21 protein-coding genes are annotated in these 19,033 nt (G+C 67.4%); 7 read left to right on the top strand and 14 right to left on the bottom strand.

Annotated features, from left to right (window positions below):
• Positions 1 to 3: 3 nt before the first annotated feature.
• The 4 genes from A5697_RS17010 to A5697_RS17025 form a co-directional block, all read right to left on the bottom strand.
• Entirely contained in the window at positions 4 to 984 is a 981-nt protein-coding gene (locus A5697_RS17010) for an MAP_0585 family protein (protein ID WP_068011451.1), read from the bottom strand.
• 40 nt (positions 985 to 1,024) lie between these two features.
• Complete coding sequence (locus A5697_RS17015) at positions 1,025 to 1,492, bottom strand: lipoprotein LpqH (protein ID WP_068011452.1); 468 nt, start codon at positions 1,490 to 1,492, stop codon at positions 1,025 to 1,027.
• Between the two features lie 148 nt (positions 1,493 to 1,640).
• Positions 1,641 to 2,288 (bottom strand): S1 family peptidase, encoded by a 648-nt coding sequence (locus A5697_RS17020; protein WP_067951436.1) that lies wholly within the window; start codon positions 2,286 to 2,288, stop codon positions 1,641 to 1,643.
• A 160-nt stretch (positions 2,289 to 2,448) separates the two neighbouring features.
• Positions 2,449 to 3,315 (bottom strand): alpha/beta fold hydrolase, encoded by an 867-nt coding sequence (locus tag A5697_RS17025; protein WP_197501046.1) that lies wholly within the window; start codon positions 3,313 to 3,315, stop codon positions 2,449 to 2,451.
• A gap of 90 nt (positions 3,316 to 3,405) precedes the next feature.
• On the opposite strand from A5697_RS17025, the gene A5697_RS17030 reads away from it, so the two are divergent.
• Complete coding sequence (locus A5697_RS17030) at positions 3,406 to 4,890, top strand: amidase (RefSeq protein ID WP_068011525.1); 1,485 nt, start codon at positions 3,406 to 3,408, stop codon at positions 4,888 to 4,890.
• Here the strand turns inward: A5697_RS17030 and A5697_RS17035 are convergent, their stop codons facing one another.
• Together A5697_RS17035 and A5697_RS17040 are read right to left on the bottom strand one after the other, a co-directional pair.
• A complete protein-coding gene (locus tag A5697_RS17035; protein ID WP_068011453.1) occupies positions 4,891 to 5,070 on the bottom strand; it encodes a hypothetical protein in 180 nt (59 codons plus the stop codon).
• 262 nt (positions 5,071 to 5,332) lie between these two features.
• Complete coding sequence (locus A5697_RS17040) at positions 5,333 to 6,481, bottom strand: TDT family transporter (RefSeq protein ID WP_068011454.1); 1,149 nt, start codon at positions 6,479 to 6,481, stop codon at positions 5,333 to 5,335.
• A 108-nt stretch (positions 6,482 to 6,589) separates the two neighbouring features.
• On the opposite strand from A5697_RS17040, the gene A5697_RS17045 reads away from it, so the two are divergent.
• Positions 6,590 to 6,817, top strand: a complete 228-nt coding sequence (locus A5697_RS17045) for a hypothetical protein (RefSeq protein ID WP_231972093.1) — start codon at positions 6,590 to 6,592, stop codon at positions 6,815 to 6,817.
• A 277-nt stretch (positions 6,818 to 7,094) separates the two neighbouring features.
• Positions 7,095 to 8,654 carry an LCP family protein gene (locus tag A5697_RS17050; protein WP_156673340.1) on the top strand — a complete coding sequence of 520 codons (1,560 nt, stop codon included), beginning with the start codon at positions 7,095 to 7,097 and terminating at the stop codon, positions 8,652 to 8,654.
• A 24-nt stretch (positions 8,655 to 8,678) separates the two neighbouring features.
• Here the strand turns inward: A5697_RS17050 and A5697_RS17055 are convergent, their stop codons facing one another.
• The gene (locus A5697_RS17055) at positions 8,679 to 9,470 is read right to left on the bottom strand and encodes an SDR family NAD(P)-dependent oxidoreductase (protein WP_067951444.1); all 792 of its coding nucleotides are present in this window, start codon (positions 9,468 to 9,470) and stop codon (positions 8,679 to 8,681) included.
• Positions 9,471 to 9,547: 77 nt separating this feature from the next.
• Here A5697_RS17055 and A5697_RS17060 point away from each other — a divergent pair, with 77 nt between their 5' ends.
• Positions 9,548 to 10,441, top strand: a complete 894-nt coding sequence (locus A5697_RS17060) for an NAD(P)-dependent oxidoreductase (protein WP_068011456.1) — start codon at positions 9,548 to 9,550, stop codon at positions 10,439 to 10,441.
• Here A5697_RS17060 and A5697_RS17065 read toward each other — a convergent pair.
• The 4 genes from A5697_RS17065 to A5697_RS17080 all read right to left on the bottom strand — a co-directional run bounded on the left by A5697_RS17065 (position 10,424) and on the right by A5697_RS17080 (position 13,798).
• Positions 10,424 to 11,254, bottom strand: a complete 831-nt coding sequence (locus A5697_RS17065) for an SDR family oxidoreductase (protein ID WP_067951447.1) — start codon at positions 11,252 to 11,254, stop codon at positions 10,424 to 10,426. The genes A5697_RS17060 and A5697_RS17065 overlap by 18 nt on opposite strands.
• Before the next feature lie 81 nt (positions 11,255 to 11,335).
• Positions 11,336 to 12,259 carry an enoyl-CoA hydratase gene (locus tag A5697_RS17070; RefSeq protein WP_068011457.1) on the bottom strand — a complete coding sequence of 308 codons (924 nt, stop codon included), beginning with the start codon at positions 12,257 to 12,259 and terminating at the stop codon, positions 11,336 to 11,338.
• 64 nt (positions 12,260 to 12,323) lie between these two features.
• Positions 12,324 to 13,121 carry an iron export ABC transporter permease subunit FetB gene (fetB, locus tag A5697_RS17075; protein ID WP_068011458.1) on the bottom strand — a complete coding sequence of 266 codons (798 nt, stop codon included), beginning with the start codon at positions 13,119 to 13,121 and terminating at the stop codon, positions 12,324 to 12,326.
• Positions 13,121 to 13,798: a phosphate ABC transporter ATP-binding protein gene (locus A5697_RS17080; protein WP_197501040.1), complete on the bottom strand. Its 678-nt coding sequence runs from the start codon at positions 13,796 to 13,798 to the stop codon at positions 13,121 to 13,123. Before A5697_RS17080 ends, fetB begins: the two co-directional genes overlap by 1 nt.
• A gap of 16 nt (positions 13,799 to 13,814) precedes the next feature.
• Here A5697_RS17080 and A5697_RS27805 point away from each other — a divergent pair, with 16 nt between their 5' ends.
• The 3 genes from A5697_RS27805 (at position 13,815) to A5697_RS17090 (ending at position 16,122) form a co-directional block, all read left to right on the top strand.
• Positions 13,815 to 13,979, top strand: a complete 165-nt coding sequence (locus A5697_RS27805) for a hypothetical protein (protein ID WP_102419489.1) — start codon at positions 13,815 to 13,817, stop codon at positions 13,977 to 13,979.
• Entirely contained in the window at positions 13,980 to 15,458 is a 1,479-nt protein-coding gene (locus tag A5697_RS17085) for a trehalose-6-phosphate synthase (RefSeq protein WP_068011459.1), read from the top strand.
• An 85-nt stretch (positions 15,459 to 15,543) separates the two neighbouring features.
• The gene (locus tag A5697_RS17090) at positions 15,544 to 16,122 is read left to right on the top strand and encodes a hypothetical protein (protein ID WP_067946109.1); all 579 of its coding nucleotides are present in this window, start codon (positions 15,544 to 15,546) and stop codon (positions 16,120 to 16,122) included.
• Here A5697_RS17090 and A5697_RS17095 read toward each other — a convergent pair.
• Genes A5697_RS17095 through A5697_RS17105 form a run of 3 tightly spaced genes read right to left on the bottom strand, consistent with a single transcriptional unit; the run spans position 16,119 to position 19,023 of the window.
• A complete protein-coding gene (locus A5697_RS17095; protein ID WP_067946111.1) occupies positions 16,119 to 16,610 on the bottom strand; it encodes a mammalian cell entry protein in 492 nt (163 codons plus the stop codon). The two genes, A5697_RS17090 and A5697_RS17095, sit on opposite strands and share 4 nt — an antisense overlap.
• Positions 16,610 to 17,284: a mammalian cell entry protein gene (locus A5697_RS17100; protein ID WP_067946113.1), complete on the bottom strand. Its 675-nt coding sequence runs from the start codon at positions 17,282 to 17,284 to the stop codon at positions 16,610 to 16,612. The genes A5697_RS17095 and A5697_RS17100 overlap by 1 nt, the downstream gene beginning before the upstream one ends.
• A gap of 14 nt (positions 17,285 to 17,298) precedes the next feature.
• Entirely contained in the window at positions 17,299 to 19,023 is a 1,725-nt protein-coding gene (locus A5697_RS17105; protein ID WP_068011460.1) for a virulence factor Mce family protein, read from the bottom strand.
• Positions 19,024 to 19,033 lie beyond the last annotated feature (10 nt).

A 19,033-nucleotide genomic window follows, 5' to 3' on the forward strand; every position in this document is an offset into this window, starting at 1 on the left:
TCGTCAGTACAGCGGAACCCAAACTCCCATGTACCAGAAGCCCCAGCCGCCGAACTGCCAGTTGAAGACCGGGATGGCGGTGTAGGAGTCGTATTGGAACGGCCCGAAATCGACCTGCGCGACGGCGACGTCACGCTGCGGCCCGGACCACGGACGGTTCCAGCCACCGGGAGGCGGCGGGCCGTCCCAACCCCCTGGAGGGGGCGCGCCCACCCAGTGGGGTGGCGCGTGGCCGGGCGCCGGACCGTCGTTCCAGCCGTGTCCCCGCGGCGGGGGTGGCGGAGGTGCCCCGTGGTCGACGATGCTGAAGCCCGCCCGCGCATCGCCGGGCCCGCCAACCTGGGCGTTACCGCTGACGTACGTCCCGCGCGGAACGTAGGGCTGATGCGGAGGCTGGGTGCTCGGCGGGTTGAGGGCCTGCCTGCCCTGCGGCGGCGGGTTGTGCTCGTTCGCCGGGGCGTTGGGTTGTCCACCCGGTCCGTTCTGATCGTGATCACCCGGTTGGTTGCCCGGCCCGCCCTGCTGAGGGTATTGCCCGTGGTCGTTCGGCGCCGGCGAGTTCTGTCCGCCCTGCGGTGGGTTGTTCTGCCCGCCCTGCTGGGGGGACTGGTTGGGCGCCGGCGAGTTCTGTCCGCCCTGCTGCGGGTTGTTGTTCTGTCCACCCTGCGGTGGGTTCTGCCCGTGCCCACCCTGGGGAGGATTGTTTTGGCCACCGGGCGCGCCGCCGGGTCCACTCTGTTGCCGGCCGGGGTTGCCCCCGCCCTGCTGCCCGCCGGGCCCGCCCTGCTGCCCACCGGGGCCGCCCTGCTGACCGCCGGGGCCGCCGGGGTTGCCCCCGCCGCCACCGCCACCGCCACCGCCATGGCAGCCAGGGCACGGCGGGGGTGGGTCGAGCGGAGCCGCGAAGGCCGAACCCGCGTTCAAGGTAACCGCGGAGATGCTCAGGCCCGCCGCGACGGCCGCCGCGCCGACGACACGTTTCATAGACATAGCTGCGTCCCCTCTTGGGTCTCGGTCCCCTGCACTACGGGCAGGTCACGTCCAACTCGAAAGATTTGGTCACCGGCTGCGGTTGCTGCGGGTTGCTCATGTCGAGCCCGGTCGCGGTGCCCTTGATTGCGTAAGTCTTCCCGTTGACCGCGGCCCCCGCGTTGCCCCCTTGATTGGGGGCCGCGTCAGAAAAGCCGAGCGTGATGCCGTTGACGCTGCCGAGCCCGACCGAGTGCACGATGGGCGGGTTGGCGTTGCTGACCACGGCGCCGACCCCGGCTGTCGGGTCGCCGATGCCGATGTTGGTGTTGTCGCCCGCCGGCGCGCACGTGACCTGACCGCTGACGTTCTGGGCCTGGCCGTCGACGATGACCTGCGGACCCGTCGCTGACGGCGACGAGGAACCCGACGATCCCGTGCTTGACTTGTTACCCGAACAGCCGGCACACGCCGCGACCACTACGGCCACACCCGCCACGCCGACGACGATCCCACGCTTCACTACTGCTCTCCTTCGTGTCGCTGGTGTCGCAATAACGAACTCATTGGCCTCGTCAACCTAGCGAGCCCTGGGCAGTGCCGCGGCGCGCGGATACCCGCTACCCGCAAGTTACAAACGCTGTGTTAAAACCGTGCGGGCGCGGTCGCAGTCAAGGGAGAACGTGCAACCCCCACCTGCCCAGCAGCGGGTCGATGAGCGTGAAGTAGGTCGTGTAGTCGTCGCCGTCGGGTGAGGACATCAACAGGCCCACGGCACTTACGGTGCCGTCCGGGTTCTTCACGAAACCCGGACTGCCGCTGTCGCCATTGAGGCTGAACACGCTGGCTTCGACAACGTCACCGTCTACGTGTGTGACGGAACCACAGGTCTCACCGGTGACCGCACCCAATTTACAGAAAGGCATGCCTTCGCGAATCTGGTTAGCGCTCAACACATCCCGGACAGTGTATCGTCCTCCGACATCTCCGAGGGGCGCCCCCACGCTCGGGCGAAGGAGGATGATGGCGGCGTCCCTCGCGTCACCCTCCTTCTCGCTGGCGGTGATCTTTCCCAGGGGGACGTCATTGCCGTATGTCCACTGTGAGCCATCGTGGGCATCGCAGTGGCCGCTGGTCATCAGGTAGTAACTGCCGTCATTGCCCTGCGCCGCGAAACCCGATGTGCACGAGCTTTTTTCGTCTTCGACCTTGATGCCCGGCGTGACACCTGGATCGGCCTGCGCCGGGTTCGCCAGCGCCGTCGCGGCGGCGAGCACAGCACCGACCAAGCCCAAACTTCGCAACCACCGCAATGCCACGCCGCCTCTCTTGATGTGTCGGCCAGCATGCTAACAGCGCCAGCGGGTTTCGGCCGCTCGAGGAGCCCCGCCCGATACAACCGAATTGACATGAACGACAAAATGTTTAGCGAATACCCTGCCGGACAACGATTTTGACCCTAGGCCGACGAACAACCGATCAGTCGTCGAGATGCCGGGCGAGGAACCCCAGGACGGCGTCGGCGAAGATGTCGTTGCGGTCGCCGGCGACCATGTGCCCGGCACCGCGCACATCGGTGAACTCGACCTGCGGAAAGCGCGCCAGGAATTCGTCCGCGCGTTCCTGGCTGACGAGGTCGCTCATCTGGCCCCGGATCAATAGCATCGGCACGCCGCCGCGAAGGATGGCGTCGACGGCGGCGTGCATGCGCTCGGGGTCGGTGACCTCGAAAGGGGGATATGCGGCGGTCCCGCTGATGAACTGGGGATCCCAGTGCCAATACCAGCGATCGCCACGTCGGCGCAGATTCGTGGTCAAGCCGTCCAAGTCGGTTGGCCGTGGGCGGTGTGGGTTGTATTCGGCGATCGCGTCAGCGACCTCGTCCAGCGAGGCGAAGCCAGATTCCACCCGATCGGACATGAAGGCGTGTATCCGATTGGCGCCGGACTGGTCCATGTTCGGCACGATGTCGACCAACACGACCGCGCTGGCGATGCCCGGGGAAATCTCACCCGCGAGCAGCATCGAGGTGAACCCGCCCAGAGAGGCGCCGACCAGCACCGGCTGTGGGGGCAGCGTGCCCAGCACTTCCTGGACGTCGCCGGCGAAGCTGACGACGCGGTAGTCGCCTTCTTCAGACCAGTCCGATTCGCCGTGGCCGCGCAGGTCGACCGTGACGGCTTGCCAACCACGCTGGGCGACGGCTGCCGCTGCCCTGCCCCAGGAGCGGCGGGTCTGCCCGCCGCCGTGCAGGAACACCACGGCGCGTGCTTGAGGATCGCCGAGCCGGTCGGCCACGATGCGCACGCCGCCGGGCCCCTGGATCGAAAACGGTTCCACTGCCATGGGCATCAGGTGATACTAAGCCGCTTCGGCGCCGACCCGGTCTCGAAGCTGCTCCAATACGATGCAGCGGGGCGTCCAGAGGAGAAACCGATGCAGCTTGACGAGTACATGTCCTTGGACGCGACCGCGTTGGCCGGACTGGTCGACCGCAAGCAGGTGACGCCGACCGAACTCCTCGCGTTGGCGCGCCAGCGAGCGGAAGCGGTGAATCCGCGGTTGAACGCGATCGTCCGCCGACTCGGTGATGTGGCGGACCGGCGGGCCGCCGACCCGAGCCTGCGCGGACCTTTTGCCGGTGTGCCCTTCGTGATCAAAGACCTTGCCCAGGAGTATCGCGGCTTTCCGACCTCGAGCGGTTCCCGTTCGCTGGCCAATGACGTGGCCAACCAACATGCCCTGGTGACTCAGCGGTTCCTGGACGCGGGGCTGGTGATCTTCGCAATGACCAATACGCCTGAGTTCGGGGCCAAAGGCGTGACGGAATCGGATTACTGGGGCCCCGCTCGCAACCCGTGGAACACCGAGCACACTCCCGGCGGTTCCTCGGGTGGATCCGGCGCAGCGGTCGCGGCCGGGGTCGTCCCCGCGGCCGGGGCCAACGACGGTGGTGGATCGATCCGCATTCCCGCCGCCTGCAACGGGCTGGTCGGGCTCAAGTTCAGCCGGGGGCTGTCGCCCTACGGCCCGCAGACCGGCGAGCCGATGTTTGGGATGGTGACCCAGGGCGTGGTGTCACGCACCGTGCGCGACAGTGCCGCGCTGTGTGACGCGATCGTCGGCCGCGATCCGCACGCCGCCTACGAAGTTGCTCTTCCGCAAGGCACTTTCGCCGACCACATCAAGCGCCGGCCGGGCACGCTGCGCATCGGATACTCGTGGTCCTCGGCGATAAACCCGCATCCCGATCGGGAAGCCGTCGCCGCGGTGGAACGGGCGGTGGCGCTCCTCAACGATCTGGGACACCGGGTCGAGGAGGTCCCGCCCCCGTACGACGACGCCGCGCTGGCGCGCGACTTTCTCACCATTTGGTTCGCGCAGCTCTATCAGCACGTCGCCGACGCCAGACAACGCATGGGCGCCCACGACCGCGATTTCGAGGCCGACACCTTGGCCGTGAGTGAACTCGCCCGTGCCACCGGCGTTCTGGCGCCCATTTTCGCCTTGGAGAACAGAAACGATCACATCCGATCCCTGTCGACGTTCCACGAGACCTTCGATTTCTTATTGACCCCGACCCTGGCCACGCCGCCCCTTCGGGTGGGCGCCACAACGACGCCGCGCCCGCTGCAACAGGTGGCCCGCCTCGCCAGCAAGCTGCGGGCAGGAAAAGTCATGGCGCGCAGCGGAATTCTCGATCAACTGATTCAGGAAAGCTTGGGCTGGGTGCCGTACACGCAACTCGCCAATATCACCGGGCGGCCCGCGATCAGCGTGCCCCTGCATTGGACGGAGGCCGGACTTCCGCTCGGTGTGCAGTTGGTGGGGCGCCTGGGCGCCGACGGCGATCTACTTCAGCTGGCAGCACAGCTCGAAGAAGCCGGGCCCTGGGCGCACCGGTACCCGGCGCCCGCGTGACTAGCCCGGGGACCCGGGCTTGTCCTCCGGCGCGTGATCGCCCCGCCACAACTTGGCGAACCGCCGGGCCACATCGCCAAGCCGGTACCCCGGTCGTCGTGAAGCGTTGATCCGGCCGAGGGCCTGTTTGCCCTCGGCGGCGTAGTCCTTGACCGTTTCGTCGCCTTCTTCAGCGCGCATCCTCGACCTCCGCTCCTCATCAAGCTGCTTGTGTCCGCGCCTAACGCTCGGACGGTTCCGCCGGCGTCAAACGCTCCGGCGCATGCGCCGGTGTGAGCCGTTCAGGTGTTTCCGTCGGCGCCGGTCGCTCGGGTGTCTCGCTCGGAGTACCCCGCTCCGGCGGCTCGCTTGAGTCCATCATTTAGCCCTCCGATCGGCTCAGCGTTGCCTACCCGCCGACCCCGGGGGACGAAACGCCTAGGGCCTTGCTTACCGACGCCCGTCAGGACACCGGTTCCTTACTCGCCTTCACCGGCGTGGTGCTCGGGGGCAGCTTGAGCAGGTTGCCGCGGAGGCTGCCCCGCGCGGTGCGCGCGGCCACCAGCAGCCAGGTGAACAACAGGCCGGTGTACGCGATGGCCGCGGCCACCCGGAACGCGGGCAGATGCGTGTGGCCGGCGAGCTGGGAGGTACCCGTGACGAAGGTTCCGACCGGGAAGGTCAGGCTCCACCACGTCAGGGCGAACGGCATGCCGCGCCGCAGTGTGCGCACCGTCAGCGCGGTGGCGAGCGCGATCCACAACACCGCGAAGCCCCACACCGGAACTCCGTACAGGATCGCGAAGGCGTTCATGTCCTCGGCCACTTCGGGGTCGACGGCCAGACCGGCGCCAGCACCCAAAAGCCCCGCGGCGGTGATGGATTGGCCGAGGGGACCCAGGACGATCCACAGCGTTGGCACCCGCGCGGAACCCGACGTGCCATACAGCGTCAGGCGCGCCCAAATCATCGCGATGATGTTCAGGGAAGCCAGCAACGACAGCCCGAACATCGCGTAGCAGCCGTACAGCATGGTCTCCCGGCCGGTGCCCGGCGACAGGTGCGGCAGCAACAATGCACCGGTCGCCGCGGTCACCATGGGCGGAACCACCGGCATGAGCCAGCCACCGAAGGCCGCGTCAGGTTCGACGTTGTGCTGGGTGAACATCAAGAACGGGATGCTCACCGCGGTGAACAGCCCGCCCAGCGTTCCGGCGGTCCACAGCACCCAATCCAGGTCGACGGCGATGCGTTCGCCCACCAGGTCCCTGCCGACCAACACCGCTCCCCCGCCGACCGTCATCAACGCCATCGGGGCGGCGCCGTAGAAGTGCGCCATCTGCGGATTGCGCGCGTGCGTGCGCGCAACGGTGGGGTGGCGCAACCAGTGCCCGCCCACGAGGACGATCAGCACCACGAGCAGGACGGCGGCGATCACCCAGACCACCTGGGCGAATGCGCGCAATCCCACCACATGCACGGGCAGGGTGGCACCGGCGATGGCGACGATCCCGGTGCCCATCACCGAGGCGAACCAGTTGGGTCCGATGTTGCCCAGTACCTCGACCCGGGTCTGCGGCGACGGCGGGCCCTCCGGGTTGGTGATGGTCATAGCTGAGAAACCCTACTGCGCCGCGCCGAACCGGGCGGGCGTCCCGCTTAGACTCCAACGGTGATGCATCAGGCCCCCACGACGAGGCAGGCAATCACGAGGGTCCCCATGATGATCGGGATTGCCGTGGTGGTGGCGCTCGCCATTCTCGCCATCCCGATCAAGCAACGATGCGGGGCGCCGGGCTTGTCCTGCGCGACGGCGGTGGACCCGCAAGGCAATGTGCATTACTACTACGAAGTCGAGCCGTTGGGTGTTTATCTCGCCGAAATCGTGACCGGCTCGAACATCACCGTTTTCTACGAGTCGGGCGAGGACCTGGTCCAAGCCCGGTAGCGGTGTCTCGACTCGATAACAGGTTCGAGTCGGTCCCCTCGGAAGTGTGACGTGGTCGAAACCACGATGCGACGCTCGAGCCGGAACGCGCTGGTCAGGCTCAGATTGCCACCGCTAACGCGCCCGCGGGCCGGCGCAACGGGCCGACCTGGGAAGCGTTCTCGATTGGGGGCTTCACAGCAAGCTAACGCATACTTGACACCATGCTTGAAGCGACATCGCCGCAAACCGCCGTTGCGGTGGCTGGTGATGCGCTAAGCGTGGGCAGAGGTTTGTGATGGCCCGCTCGGGCGGTGCCCATCGCCGTCATCGAGCCGTGCGCCAACCCTCACGTTTCCGTAAAGGGCTGACGCGTACCCTGGGCGCGCTGATCTCAGTGGCGGCGGTCGGGCTGACCGGGGCCGGGTACTACGTGGCCCACGGCGCGCTGGGCGGCATCACCGTTTCGAACGCCCTGCAGCCCGACGATCCGCGGTCCAGCGGTGACGACATGAACATCCTGCTGATCGGGCTGGACTCCCGCAAAGATCAGGACGGCAACGACCTGCCCTGGTCGATCCTGAAGCATCTGCACGCCGGCGATTCCGACGACGGCGGCTACAACACCAACACGCTGATCCTGGTGCACGTCAGTGCCGACAACAAGGTTGTCGCCTTCTCGATCCCGCGCGACGACTGGGTGCCCTTCACCGGGGTCCCCGGATACAACCACATCAAGATCAAGGAGGCGTACGGCCTCACCAAGCAGTACGTCGCGAACAAGCTTGCCAATCAGGGCACCAGCAGCCAGAAGGAACTCGAGACGAAGGGTCGCGAAGCCGGCCGGGCGGCGACCCTGCGTGCCGTGCGCAGCCTGACCGGCGTTCCGATCGACTATTTCGCCGAGGTCAATCTGGCCGGGTTCTTCGACCTGGCGCAGACCCTGGGCGGGGTGGAGGTCTGCCTCAACCACCCCGTCTACGACTCGTATTCCGGTGCCGACTTCCCGGCAGGGCGGCAGACGCTGGACGCCTCCCAGGCGTTGTCGTTCGTCCGGCAGCGCCACGGGCTGGAAAACGGGGACCTGGACCGGACCCACCGGCAGCAGGCGTTCATCTCGTCGGTCATGCAGGAGCTGCAGGCCTCGGGAACCTTCACCAACCTGGACAAGCTCAAGGGCCTCATGGCGGTGGCGCGTAAGGATGTGGTGTTGTCCTCCGGTTGGGACGAGGAGATGATCCAGCGGCTGGGTTCGCTGGCGTCCGGCGGACACGTCGAGTTCCGGACGCTGCCGGTAGTGCGCTACGACAACATCGACGGCCAGGACGTCAACATCATCGACCCGGCCGCGATCAAGGCGGAGGTGGCCACGGCGATCGGCGCCGCGCCCCCGACCACGACGCCCGCCACCACGGCCGCCAAACCGAGTCCGTCGACCATCGTCGACGTCATCAATGCCGGCAGCATGAGCGGACTCGCGACCGAGGTGTCCCACGCCCTGCAGAACCACGGCTACACCACGGGGCAGACCCGGGACCGCAATTCGGGTGAGCCGACGGCGAGCACCGTCGCCTATGGCGCCGGGGCGGAAACCGACGCGCGTAACGTGGCCAAACTGCTCGGCCTCGACGCGCCGAGTCAGCCCGACCCCAGCGTCCAGCCCGGACACATCAGGGTGACCGTTGACACCAATTTCTCGGTGTCGATGGTTGACGACGGCACTTCGGACGAAACGTCGAGCACCACCACAACGTCGACCAAAGCCAAGACTTATTACTACAACGGCACCACCACGACCTATCCGACGCCGGATCAAGGGAAACCGATCGACGGCGGCGGCGTGCCGTGCGTTAACTAGCGGCCAAGCCGGGTCGCATTCCGGTTAGGCGTGCGTCCCGCCGTCGATGCGGATCTCGGTGCCGGTGATGAACGCGCCGTCATCGGAGACCAGCATGGCGATCACCCCGGCGACCGCCGACGGGTCGGCCATCCCGGTGCCGCTGGACTCCACCGTGGTCGGCAGGATCGGCATCAACCTCGAAAACAACGACCAGTCAGCGTCTTTCGGGATGTATCCCCCGGTCGCGTCGGTGATTCCGGACTTGATGCTGCCAGGTGCCACGCAGACGGCGCGCAGACCATCACGCGCGTATTCAAGCGCCAGTGAATGGGTGAAGGCCTGAATTCCGCCTTTGCTTGCCGCGTATGCCGCCATATACGGGTGGGCGAACGACGCCGAGGTTGAACTGAAATTGACGATCGCGCTGCGAGGATTCGCCAGTAGCGTCGGAAGTGCTTCGCGCACAACGAGAAACGTCCCGGTCAGATTGACGCCGACGATTTGGTTCCACAGGTCCAGGCTGGTCTGGTGGGTGTGCGCGGCGCGCAGAATGCCGGCCGCATTGACCAACGAATCGAGGCCGCCGAGCCCGTCGACGGCCCGGCGCACGCCGTCAATCACCGAGTCCTCGTTGCCCACGTCCATCGGCACGGTGGTGAGGCGGCCGGCGGTCGCGGCCTCGTCGGCACGGGCCCGGGTGGCGTCCAGGCCGCCCTCGGCGACGTCGGAGGCGACCACGGTGGCGCCCTCGTCGAGGAGCCGCAGCGCGGTCGCCTGCCCGATCCCCGACGCGGCGCCCGTCACCAGGATTCGCTTGCCATCGAGTCGATTCATTGCTCGCTCCCGTGCTCGTCGCGTCACTAGGCGCTCATCATCGCAAAGGGCGGCCGCCGACAAGGCAGAGTGGGTGCATGGACATCGGATTCATCGGCTTGGGCAACATGGGCCAGGGCATGGCCGCCAACCTGATCGGGGCGGGCCATCAGGTCACCGTCTACAACCGCTCCCCCGGCAAGGCGCAGGGCCTGGTCGAGCGGGGCGCCACCGCCGCCTCGACCGTCGCCGAGGCCTGCACCGGCGACGTGGTGTTCACCATGCTGGCGGACGACCGCGCGGTCGAGGCCGTTGCGTTCGGCGAACAAGGGATTCTGGCGGCACTGACCCCGGGCGCCACGCACGTCTCGTCGAGCACCATCAGCGTTGCCCTCTCGGAGCGCCTGACCGCCGCGCACGGTGAAGCGGGCCAGCGGTATGCCGCGGCGCCGGTATTCGGTCGGCCCGAAGCGGCCGCTGCCGCAAAGCTTTTCATCGTCGCGGCGGGTGCGCCGCAGATGCTGCAACCGCTATCCCCGCTATTCGACGCGATCGGCCAGCGAACCTTTGTGGTGTCTGAGCAGCCGCACACGGCCAACCTGGTGAAGCTGAGCGGCAACTTCCTGATCGCTTCGGTGATCGAGAGCGTCAGTGAAGCCGTCGCGCTGGTGGCCAAGGCGGGGGTCGACAGGCAGCAGTACGTCGACATCCTCACGTCGACGTTGTTCGCGGCCCCCGTCTATCAGACCTACGGCGGGCTTATCGCCCGCCGGGAATTCGAGCCGGCCGGGTTCGCCGCCCAGCTGGGCCTCAAAGATGTTCGCCTGGCGCTCGCCGCCGCGGAGCAGTTGCAGGTGCCGCTGCCTGTGGCAAGCCTGCTGCGTGACCGGTTCCTTACGTTGGTGGCCACCGGCGGCGGACACCTGGACTGGTCGGCGCTCGCCACGCTCGCCGATCGAGACGCCGGCCTGGCTTCAGACGACTCCGCGTAGCCCGTCGGCGCCGAACGCGGGTTCCAGCATGGCGGAGTAGTCCGGGCCGCGGCGCAGCATGAGCCCACCGTCGACGTTGATGATCTGCCCGGTGATGTAGCACGCTGCGTCGCTGAGCAAGAACATCGCAAGGTTGGCGACGTCCTCGACCTCGCCGGGCCTTGGCAGCGGCGTGCACTCGCGGTAGTCCTCACTCACCTCCGGCAACGCGAAGACCGGGGCGACCAGATCCGTGCGGATCAGGCCCGGGCGGATGCTGTTGACGCGCACCCAGGACGGGCCGAGTTCGTCGGCGGCCAGCTGCATCATGTGATCGACGGCCGACTTGCTGACGCCATAGGCGCCGAACCATCGGTGGGTGTTGCTGGCGGCGATCGACGAGATGCCCACGAACGAACCACCGCCGCCGCGGACCAGCTCGCGCGCGGCGTGCTTGAGCACGTACATGGTGCCGTTGACGTTCAGGTCGACGGTGCGCCGCCAGCCCTCCGAGTCGATCTGGGTGATCGGCCCGATGGTCTCAGAGCCACCCGCGCAGTGCACCACGCCGTGGAGTTGGCCGTGCCAGGCCGTGGCGGCGTCCACCGCGCGGGCGGCCTCCTCCTCGTTGGTGACGTCGGTCGGCTCGTAGCGAATAGAGCCGCCACTGTGAAGCGCTTCGATCTCGCTGACGGCCCCCGCCAGCCGGTCGGGATTGCGGCCGACGATCATGACCGAGGCGCCCGCCCCGACCAGCCCCGCGGCCACGCCCTTGCCGATCCCGCTGCCACCGCCGGTGACCAGATATGTCCGGTTTTCGAAAGAAAGATGCACGCGACGCCCTCTCAAACTGAAACAGGTTCTAGATATCGAACCACGCGGAGAAGTCACCGCGGCAATGGGTGGCCGCGTGCGCTACGGCGTATCGCGGCGGGCCACCTGTGTCGGCTTCGCGTTGCGCCAGTCCTCGACGTCGGGCGGCAGTCCGACCGCGTACCTGTTCTCGTTGTGGGCCGCCCAGTGCGCATGTCCCAGCTCGTGGATGTGGAAGGCGTGCCGCAGGGCCTCGGTGAATCCCATTGCATCGGAAGCGGCATTGACCGAGTCCTTGACGAGCAGCGCCGCCATCGTGGGCCGGTCGGCGATGCGCCGGGCGAATTCGAGCGTCTTGTCGGCCAGCTCGTCGACCGGGAACACCTTGGACACCATGCCGAGCCGATAGGCTTCGTCGGCGTCGAGCGAATCTCCGGTCAGCAGCAGCTCTTTGGCCTTGCGGGGACCGAATTCCCAAGGGTGGGCATAATATTCGACGCCGGGCATCCCCAAGCGCACCGCGACGACATCGCTGAACTTGGCATTGTCGGCGGCCACGATCAGGTCGCACGCCCAAATCAGCATCAGACCCGCGGAGATCGCGTTGCCCTGCACCTGGGCGATGGTGATTTTGCGTAAATCCCGCCAACGGCAGGTGTTTTGGAAGAAGTAGTGCCATTCCTGCAGGTAGATCTTCTCCACGATCGGATCGCGCGTCCCGCCGTTGATCCGGAAGCTCGGAAGTTGGCTACGCTCCGCGATCGCCAGCTCTGAGCCCAAGTCATGGCCCGCGGAGAAGTTCTTGCCGCGCGCCGCCAGGATCACCACGCGCACGGTGTCGTCGGCCTCGGCGCGCAGAAACGCCTCGTCGAGTTGGACCAGCAGGCCGCGGCTTTGCGCGTTGTGGGCTTCCGGCCGGTTCAGCCATATCCGCGCGATGCGGCCCTCGTCGAGGGTTTCGTAGCTGACCAACTCGTCAGCTTCGGCGTTGCCCGTCTGGGCACCGGTTTGCTCGGAAAGTGTCATGCGGCCCACCTCACTTGTTGTCAGGTCCGACGTCGTTACACATTACGGCCAGTGTGTAAGTGGGTCACCGGTGGGTGGGTGAGCCGTCCGGCCGCATGCCCAGCGGCAACAGACGGTGATCGCGGGTGAACGCCAGGCGGATCAGTCCCGGTGCGACGACGACGGTGGTGGCCGCCACCGAGCCCAGGATCAAGAACATCACGACGGCCTGGACCAGCACGGCCTGCACCGGGTGCACGCCGGCGAGGATGAGCCCCGTCATGGCACCCGGGAGGAACACCAGCCCGGTGGCTTTGGTGGTTTCGATTTGCGGCGATATCGCCGACCGCAACGCGGTTCGCAGGTACGGGGAGGCGGCCTGACGGGAGGGCTGCCCGAGGGCGAGCCTGGCCTCGACCTCGTCGCGCTTGTCGCGGAGCTCGTCGACCAGCCGCCGGGCCACCAACACCGTGGCGGTCATCGAGTTGCCGATCATCATCCCGGCGACCGGCACCAACGTCCGCGCCTGCAGGGGGAACACCCGCAGTCCGAAAATCACCCCGAGGGTGATCACGGCCGCGGCGGCGAACGCCGCGATCGTCAGCGGCGCGAGTCGCGGCACCTCAGGCGCCCGACGTCGGGCGAGATCCCCCGCGTAGGCCACCATGCCGGCCACCCACGCCCACGACCACCACAGGGAACGGCCGGGCTCGAACAGCAAGGTCAGGCCGCCGCCGACCAGCAGCAGCTGCGCCAGGGCGCGAGCCGCCGCCCATGCGAGCTGGCCCTGCAGCCCCAACCGCTGCCAGAGCGAGACCGCCGCTGCGACCGCCACCAGAATCAGCGACGCCGCCAGGCCCATCCAGCCGACCTGGCCGTTCATCACGCCGCCGACCCGACCGGGCCGAGCCCCAGGCTTCGGCCCCGCTCGATGTGCAGGACGCGGTCCGCGGCGCGTTCCACCTGCGCCGAATCGTGGGTGACCCACAGCGCGGGAATCCCGTCGGCCGCCAGGTCACGCACCGCACGCTCGATCACCCTGGCGGCTTCGGCGTCGACCGCGGAGGTGGGTTCGTCGAGGAGCAACACCTGCGGTCGGGCCATCAGCGTGCGGGCCAGGCACATTCGCTGCGCCTCCCCGCCGGACAAGGCGGTGGCGTCGCGGTCCAGCCAGGATCCGGTCAAACCGACGCGGGACAGGGTGTCGCGCATCCGTCCGTCGGATGCGTCTGGATCGGCTGCCCGCAGGTTGTCGGCGACCGTCCCCGGAAACGGCGACGGACGCTGGAAACACATGCCCACCCGGCGCCGCAACCACAGCGGATCGATGCCGGCGACGTCCTCGCCGCAGAACGACACCGTGCCGCTCGTCGGCACCTCGAGCCGGTTGCACAGGCGAAGCAGGGTGGATTTGCCTGCGCCCGACGGCCCGAACACCGCCGTCACGCCCCGACCCGGGATGGCTGCCGTCAGGCCGTCCAGCGCCCGCACTCCGTGCCGCTCTACGACCACGTCGAGGAACTCGAACATCAAGTCCTCACCCACCTGCTCATCCTGCATCACCTACAGTTATGTCATGGCTACGAAATCTGACCCTGGCGAGATCGGCGACGTCGAACCGGTTGCCGACAGCACCGCGAGCCAGGCCAGGCGAGTCGTCGCGGCCTATGCGAACGACGCCGACGAGTGCCGCGTCTTCCTGTCCATGCTCGGTATTGGGCCCGCAAAACTCGACGCGTAAATGGCACCCGGGGACGGGCACGACTCGAAAACACCCTTCGGGAATTCCGATTTTGTGGTGGTCGCCAACCGGCTGCCGGTAGATCAGGAACGGCTTCCCGACGGCACCACCGCATGGAAGCGCAGCCCCGGCGGCCTGGTGACGGCCCTGGAGCCGCTGCTCCGGCGCCGGCGGGGAGCGTGGGTCGGCTGGGCGGGCGTCGCCGAGGAAGAGACCGACTTCGATGACGAGCCCATCGTCCAGGACGACCTGGAGCTGCGCCCGGTGCGGCTGAGCGCCGACGACATCGCCCAGTACTACGAGGGATTCTCGAACGCCACGCTGTGGCCGCTGTACCACGACGTCATCGTCAAACCGATTTACCACCGTCAATGGTGGGACCGCTACGTCGAGGTCAATCGGCGCTTCGCCGCGGCCACCTCCCGCGCCGCCGCGGAGGGCGCGACCGTGTGGGTGCAGGACTACCAGCTGCAACTGGTGCCGGCGATGCTGCGGGAACTGCGGCCCGACCTGACCATCGGCTTTTTCCTGCACATCCCGTTCCCGCCGGTGGAACTGTTCATGCAGCTGCCGTGGCGCACCGAGATCATCGAGGGCCTGCTCGGCGCGGACCTGGTGGGCTTCCACCTGACCGGGGGCGCCCAGAATTTCCTGTTCCTGTCGCGGCGACTGATCGGCGTGAACACCTCCCGAGGCTCGGTCGGCGTGCGCACACGGTACGGCGAGGTCGATCTCGGGTCGCGCGTCGTCCGGGTGGGCGCCTTCCCCATCTCCATCGATTCCGGCTCGCTCGACCAGGCCGCCCGCGACCGCGACATCAGGCGGCGCGCACGGGAGATTCGGACGGAGCTGGGCAACCCCCGCAAAGTGCTGCTCGGCGTCGACCGGCTCGACTACACCAAGGGCATCGATGTGCGGCTGAAGGCCTTCTCGGAACTGCTTGCGGAGGGACGCGCGAAACGCGACGACACCGTTCTGGTGCAGCTCGCGACGCCGAGCCGCGAACGCGTGGAGAGTTACCAGATTCTGCGCAACGACATCGAGCGCGAGGTGGGCCACATCAACGGCGAGTACGCCGAGGTCGGTCATCCGGTGGTGCACTACTTGCACCGTCCGGTCCCCCGCACCGAATTGATCGCGTTCTTCGTGGCCGCCGACGTCATGCTGGTCACCCCGCTGCGCGACGGCATGAACCTGGTCGCCAAGGAGTACGTCGCCTGCCGCAGCGACCTCGGCGGTGCGCTGGTCCTGTCCGAATTCACCGGCGCCGCCGCCGAACTCCGGCAGGCCTATCTGGTCAACCCGCACGACCTCGAGGGCGTAAAGGACGCGATCGAAGCGGCGCTGAACCAGCCCGTCGAGGAGGGCCGGCGCCGGATGCGGTCGATGCGGCGGCAGGTCCTCGCCCACGACGTCGACCGCTGGGCGCGCTCATTCCTGGACGCATTGGCGGAGCCGCAGGCGCAGGACGCCAAGTAGGCCGCGCGAACCCATGGTGCTGCCGCGCAAACGCTGTGATACTCGGGGGATCGGTCCAGGGGAAGGTCCGAGAAGGGAGGGCACTGTGAAGCTCCGTCGCGGGTTGGCCGCTGGCGCAGGCATCTTCTCGGCAGTCGCCATCGGGATCGCGCTGGATTCCGGTGACCCCGCGCACGCGATCGGACCGCCGCCGGATGGCAACTACAACTACAACGAGGCGGGGGTTTCCGGGGTGACCTGGACGATCTCGGCCCTGTGCGATCAGCCGTCCGGAACCCGGAACATGAACGACTACTCCGACCCGATCGTGTTCGCGATGAACTGCGCCCTGAACATCGTCAGCTCGACGAACGAGCGGATCAGCGCCGCGGACAAACTGCAGAACTTCAGCGGCAGGGCCCGGATGACCAGCATGCTGTGGACATTCAAAGTCGAGAAATCAGACGGGGTTTCGTGTCCGGGCGGCGGCACTGCACCGTCCACCGACACGTATGCGTTCAGCGACGAGAACATGAGCGGCACCCACACCAGCCTGCACGGCGCCGTCTGCGGGATGCAGCCGGAGATGAAGAAAACGCCGTTCTCCTTGGCCTTGGCCGGTCCGCCGCCCAGCCCGATCGAACGTTATCCGTTGTACTGCAACGGGATTGCGATGTGCTACTAGATCGGCGTGATGTAGGCGATCAGCCATTGCTTGCCGATCTTCTTGAAGTCGACCCGCAGCCGGCTGCCGTCGTAGAGCGGCTGGCGTGTTTTATCGGTCACGGTGCGGTTCATATAGACCATCAGCGATGCCGAATCACGCTTGGCGGACATCACTCCCACGCCCACGACGTTCGCCTGGACGACCACTTCGCGTTTCTTGGCCTCCGGAATGATCTGCGCGTTCGCGCTTTTCCGGAATTCCTGGCGATAGTCGGGGGTCAACAGCGGGTACGCGTCGCTGAGGCTGCGTTCCACCGTCTGATAGTCATAGGCGAAGACCTGGGGAATCTCCTTGGTAGCCAGGGCCGGTAGCACCGCCCGCGCCGCTTCCTCGCCGCGCGTCTGCACCCGCCCCCAGTAGAACCAGCCTGCCGCCGCGGACAACCCGACGAACACCAGAATCAGGAGGTAGCCCGCGACGATGAGCAGCCGGCGCCGCCACCGCATCAATTACCCCCGTTGGGGTACTTCAGGTCGTAGCCCGTCATCCGGCCCTGCTCGTCCTCGTGCACGATCACTCGCAGGCGATAGGGCATGGACGGTTTGTTCACGCCGTCGATGTCGGCGACTGTCACCCGCACCGAGACAAGCACGGACGCGTTGTCGGTTACGGTGTCAATTCCCTCGAGCGCGGCACCGTTGATGACCGCTTCCGACGTCGCGTTGGTGGAGCGGAAGATGCCCTTGAGGTTCTCGATGTTGTTGTTGGCGCCGAGCATGCCGCGCAGCGGTCCGCTGGTGCCGTTGAAGAAGCGGTTCACACTCTCGTCGATGTTGTCCTGCTTGTAGCTGAACATGTTGACCACCGTTTGCGTGGCGGTGTCGACGAACCGCTGGTCGCGCGCTTGCTGGGCGTTGGCGTGCCGCTGCTGGACGACGAGCACGGCCAAGCAGCCGGCCAGCGCGCCGATGGCCAACACCGCGGCCGCGAACGAAATCCATGCCACCAAGGCGCGGTGCGGCTGCCGCCGCGGTGGCGGCTTGAGGGATTTGAGCGTCTTGACGGACTTGGCCGGCTGCGCCGGCGCGGCTTCGACCTGCACCGTGGCGGCCTCGCTCGCCTCCCCTTTCGCGGGGCCGGCCGCGCGGGAGGCCCGGCGGCGAACGCGCGGATTGGTCATTGGCTCGACTGCCACTACATCGGCCTCGGATCAAGCATCAGGTCCACCCAATTCTCGGCGCTGGACACGCCGCTAGCACCGGCCGCGAAAATACCAGTGCCACCGGCCGGGTCCCTAAATGCGCCCGTCTTCTCGTCATAGGTGGCATATGCGGGCCCACTGGCCTGCGGCTGCGGACCAGGTGGCGGCCCCCACGGCTTCTCAGGTCCCGGGCCCGCCGGCGGGGGATTGATCCCTACTGGCGGAGCCGGCGGCGGCAGCCACTTGGGATATGGCAGCTGCGGTGGCACGGGCGGAACGCCGGGCGGCTGCCACGACGTGAACGGCGGTGGCGGCCCGTTGTCGTTGGGCGGCGGCGGATCGTATGCCGGCTGCTTGTTCGGCAACGGGCCCGGCCCCGGCGCCACCCCGGGCGGAGGCGGCCCGACGATCGGCGTGCCCGGGTCGGGTTCGGCATCCGGCGGGATGTAGGGGAACTTGTTGGGCGGCAACACGTTCAGCCCGTTGGTCATCGGGGTGTCGTACGGCACGGGCGGACCACGCCACGGGTTGCGGCCGATGGGAACGTAGCCCTTGGGGTCACGGCAGAGCTGAACGGTCGGCGCCCGTTTGCCGGGGAATTCCTGGCACGGATAGTTGCGCGCGCCCCGCACGGTGCTCGGATCGTTCTGAGCCACCTTGCAGTACATGTCCCGCGGCAGCTCGCGCACCGTCTCGTCGGCCGGCGTGCGCATCAACGGCGGGGGCAGGAAGCCGACGGCGCACGGCGGCGGGTCGTTGAGGTCCAGCTTGAAGTCCAGCTTGGCGCCTTCGTCCTGCGGTGCGCCGCCGGCCGCCGTCGTGATCGCGGCGAACAGCGCCGGCAGCACGACCAGCAGCTGCTCTATCGACTTGTGGTAGATAACGCCCACCCGACCCAGGTTGGCCAGGCTGGCGGCCAGTGTCGGGAAGGACGGGCGGATGCCGGAGAACGCGGTGCTGGCTTCGTCGGTCGCGCCCGGGGCGGTAGCCAGCGTGTCGCGCAGCTGCGGGTCGGCCTGGCGCACCTCGGAGGTGAACCGCGCGAGCCCGTCGGACAGCGATTTGATGTCGGCGCCGGCGCGAATCTGAGACTGCAGGAACGGGCCGGCCTGGTCAATCAGCTGTGAGGCCTGCGGGTAGTTCGCGTTTGCCTCGTCCACCAGCAGCCGGGCGGACTCGAACAACCGGGCCAGCTCGGGTCCGGACCCGTTGGCCGCGATGAACGTCTCGTGCAAAACCTCGCGCAAACGGGTGTCGCCCAAGCTGTTGGTCAGGGCCTCCGCGCGTTTCAACAGGTCGGCGACGTCCTGACCGATCCGGGTGTTTTGCCGCTCGATCCGAAACCCGTTGTGCAGCTTGGTCCCCGCCGGTGAGCTCGGTGGCACCAGGTCGATGTATTGCTCACCGACGGCCGACACGCTCTTGACGGTGGCGGTGACATTCGAAGGGATGGGCGTGCCGCTGTTCAGCCGCATCTCGGCGGTGACGCCATTGGGATTGAGTCCCACCGATTCCACCCGGCCGACGGCGACGCCGCGGTAGGTGACGTTGGCGTTCTTGTACAAGCCACCGCCGGCGACGAAATCGGCCGTCCCCGCGTAGGTTCCGAGGCCGAACGTCGCAGGCAGCCGCAGGTAGAACATCGCCATCACAGTCAGTGTGACGGCGGTGATCACCGCGAATATCCACAGCTGGATCCTGGTTAGCCTGTCGTGCATCTGCGCCCGC

The sequence above is a fragment of the Mycobacterium sp. E3251 genome (genome assembly GCF_001666835.1).
In the GTDB taxonomy this organism is placed as follows: Bacteria; Actinomycetota; Actinomycetes; order Mycobacteriales; family Mycobacteriaceae; genus Mycobacterium.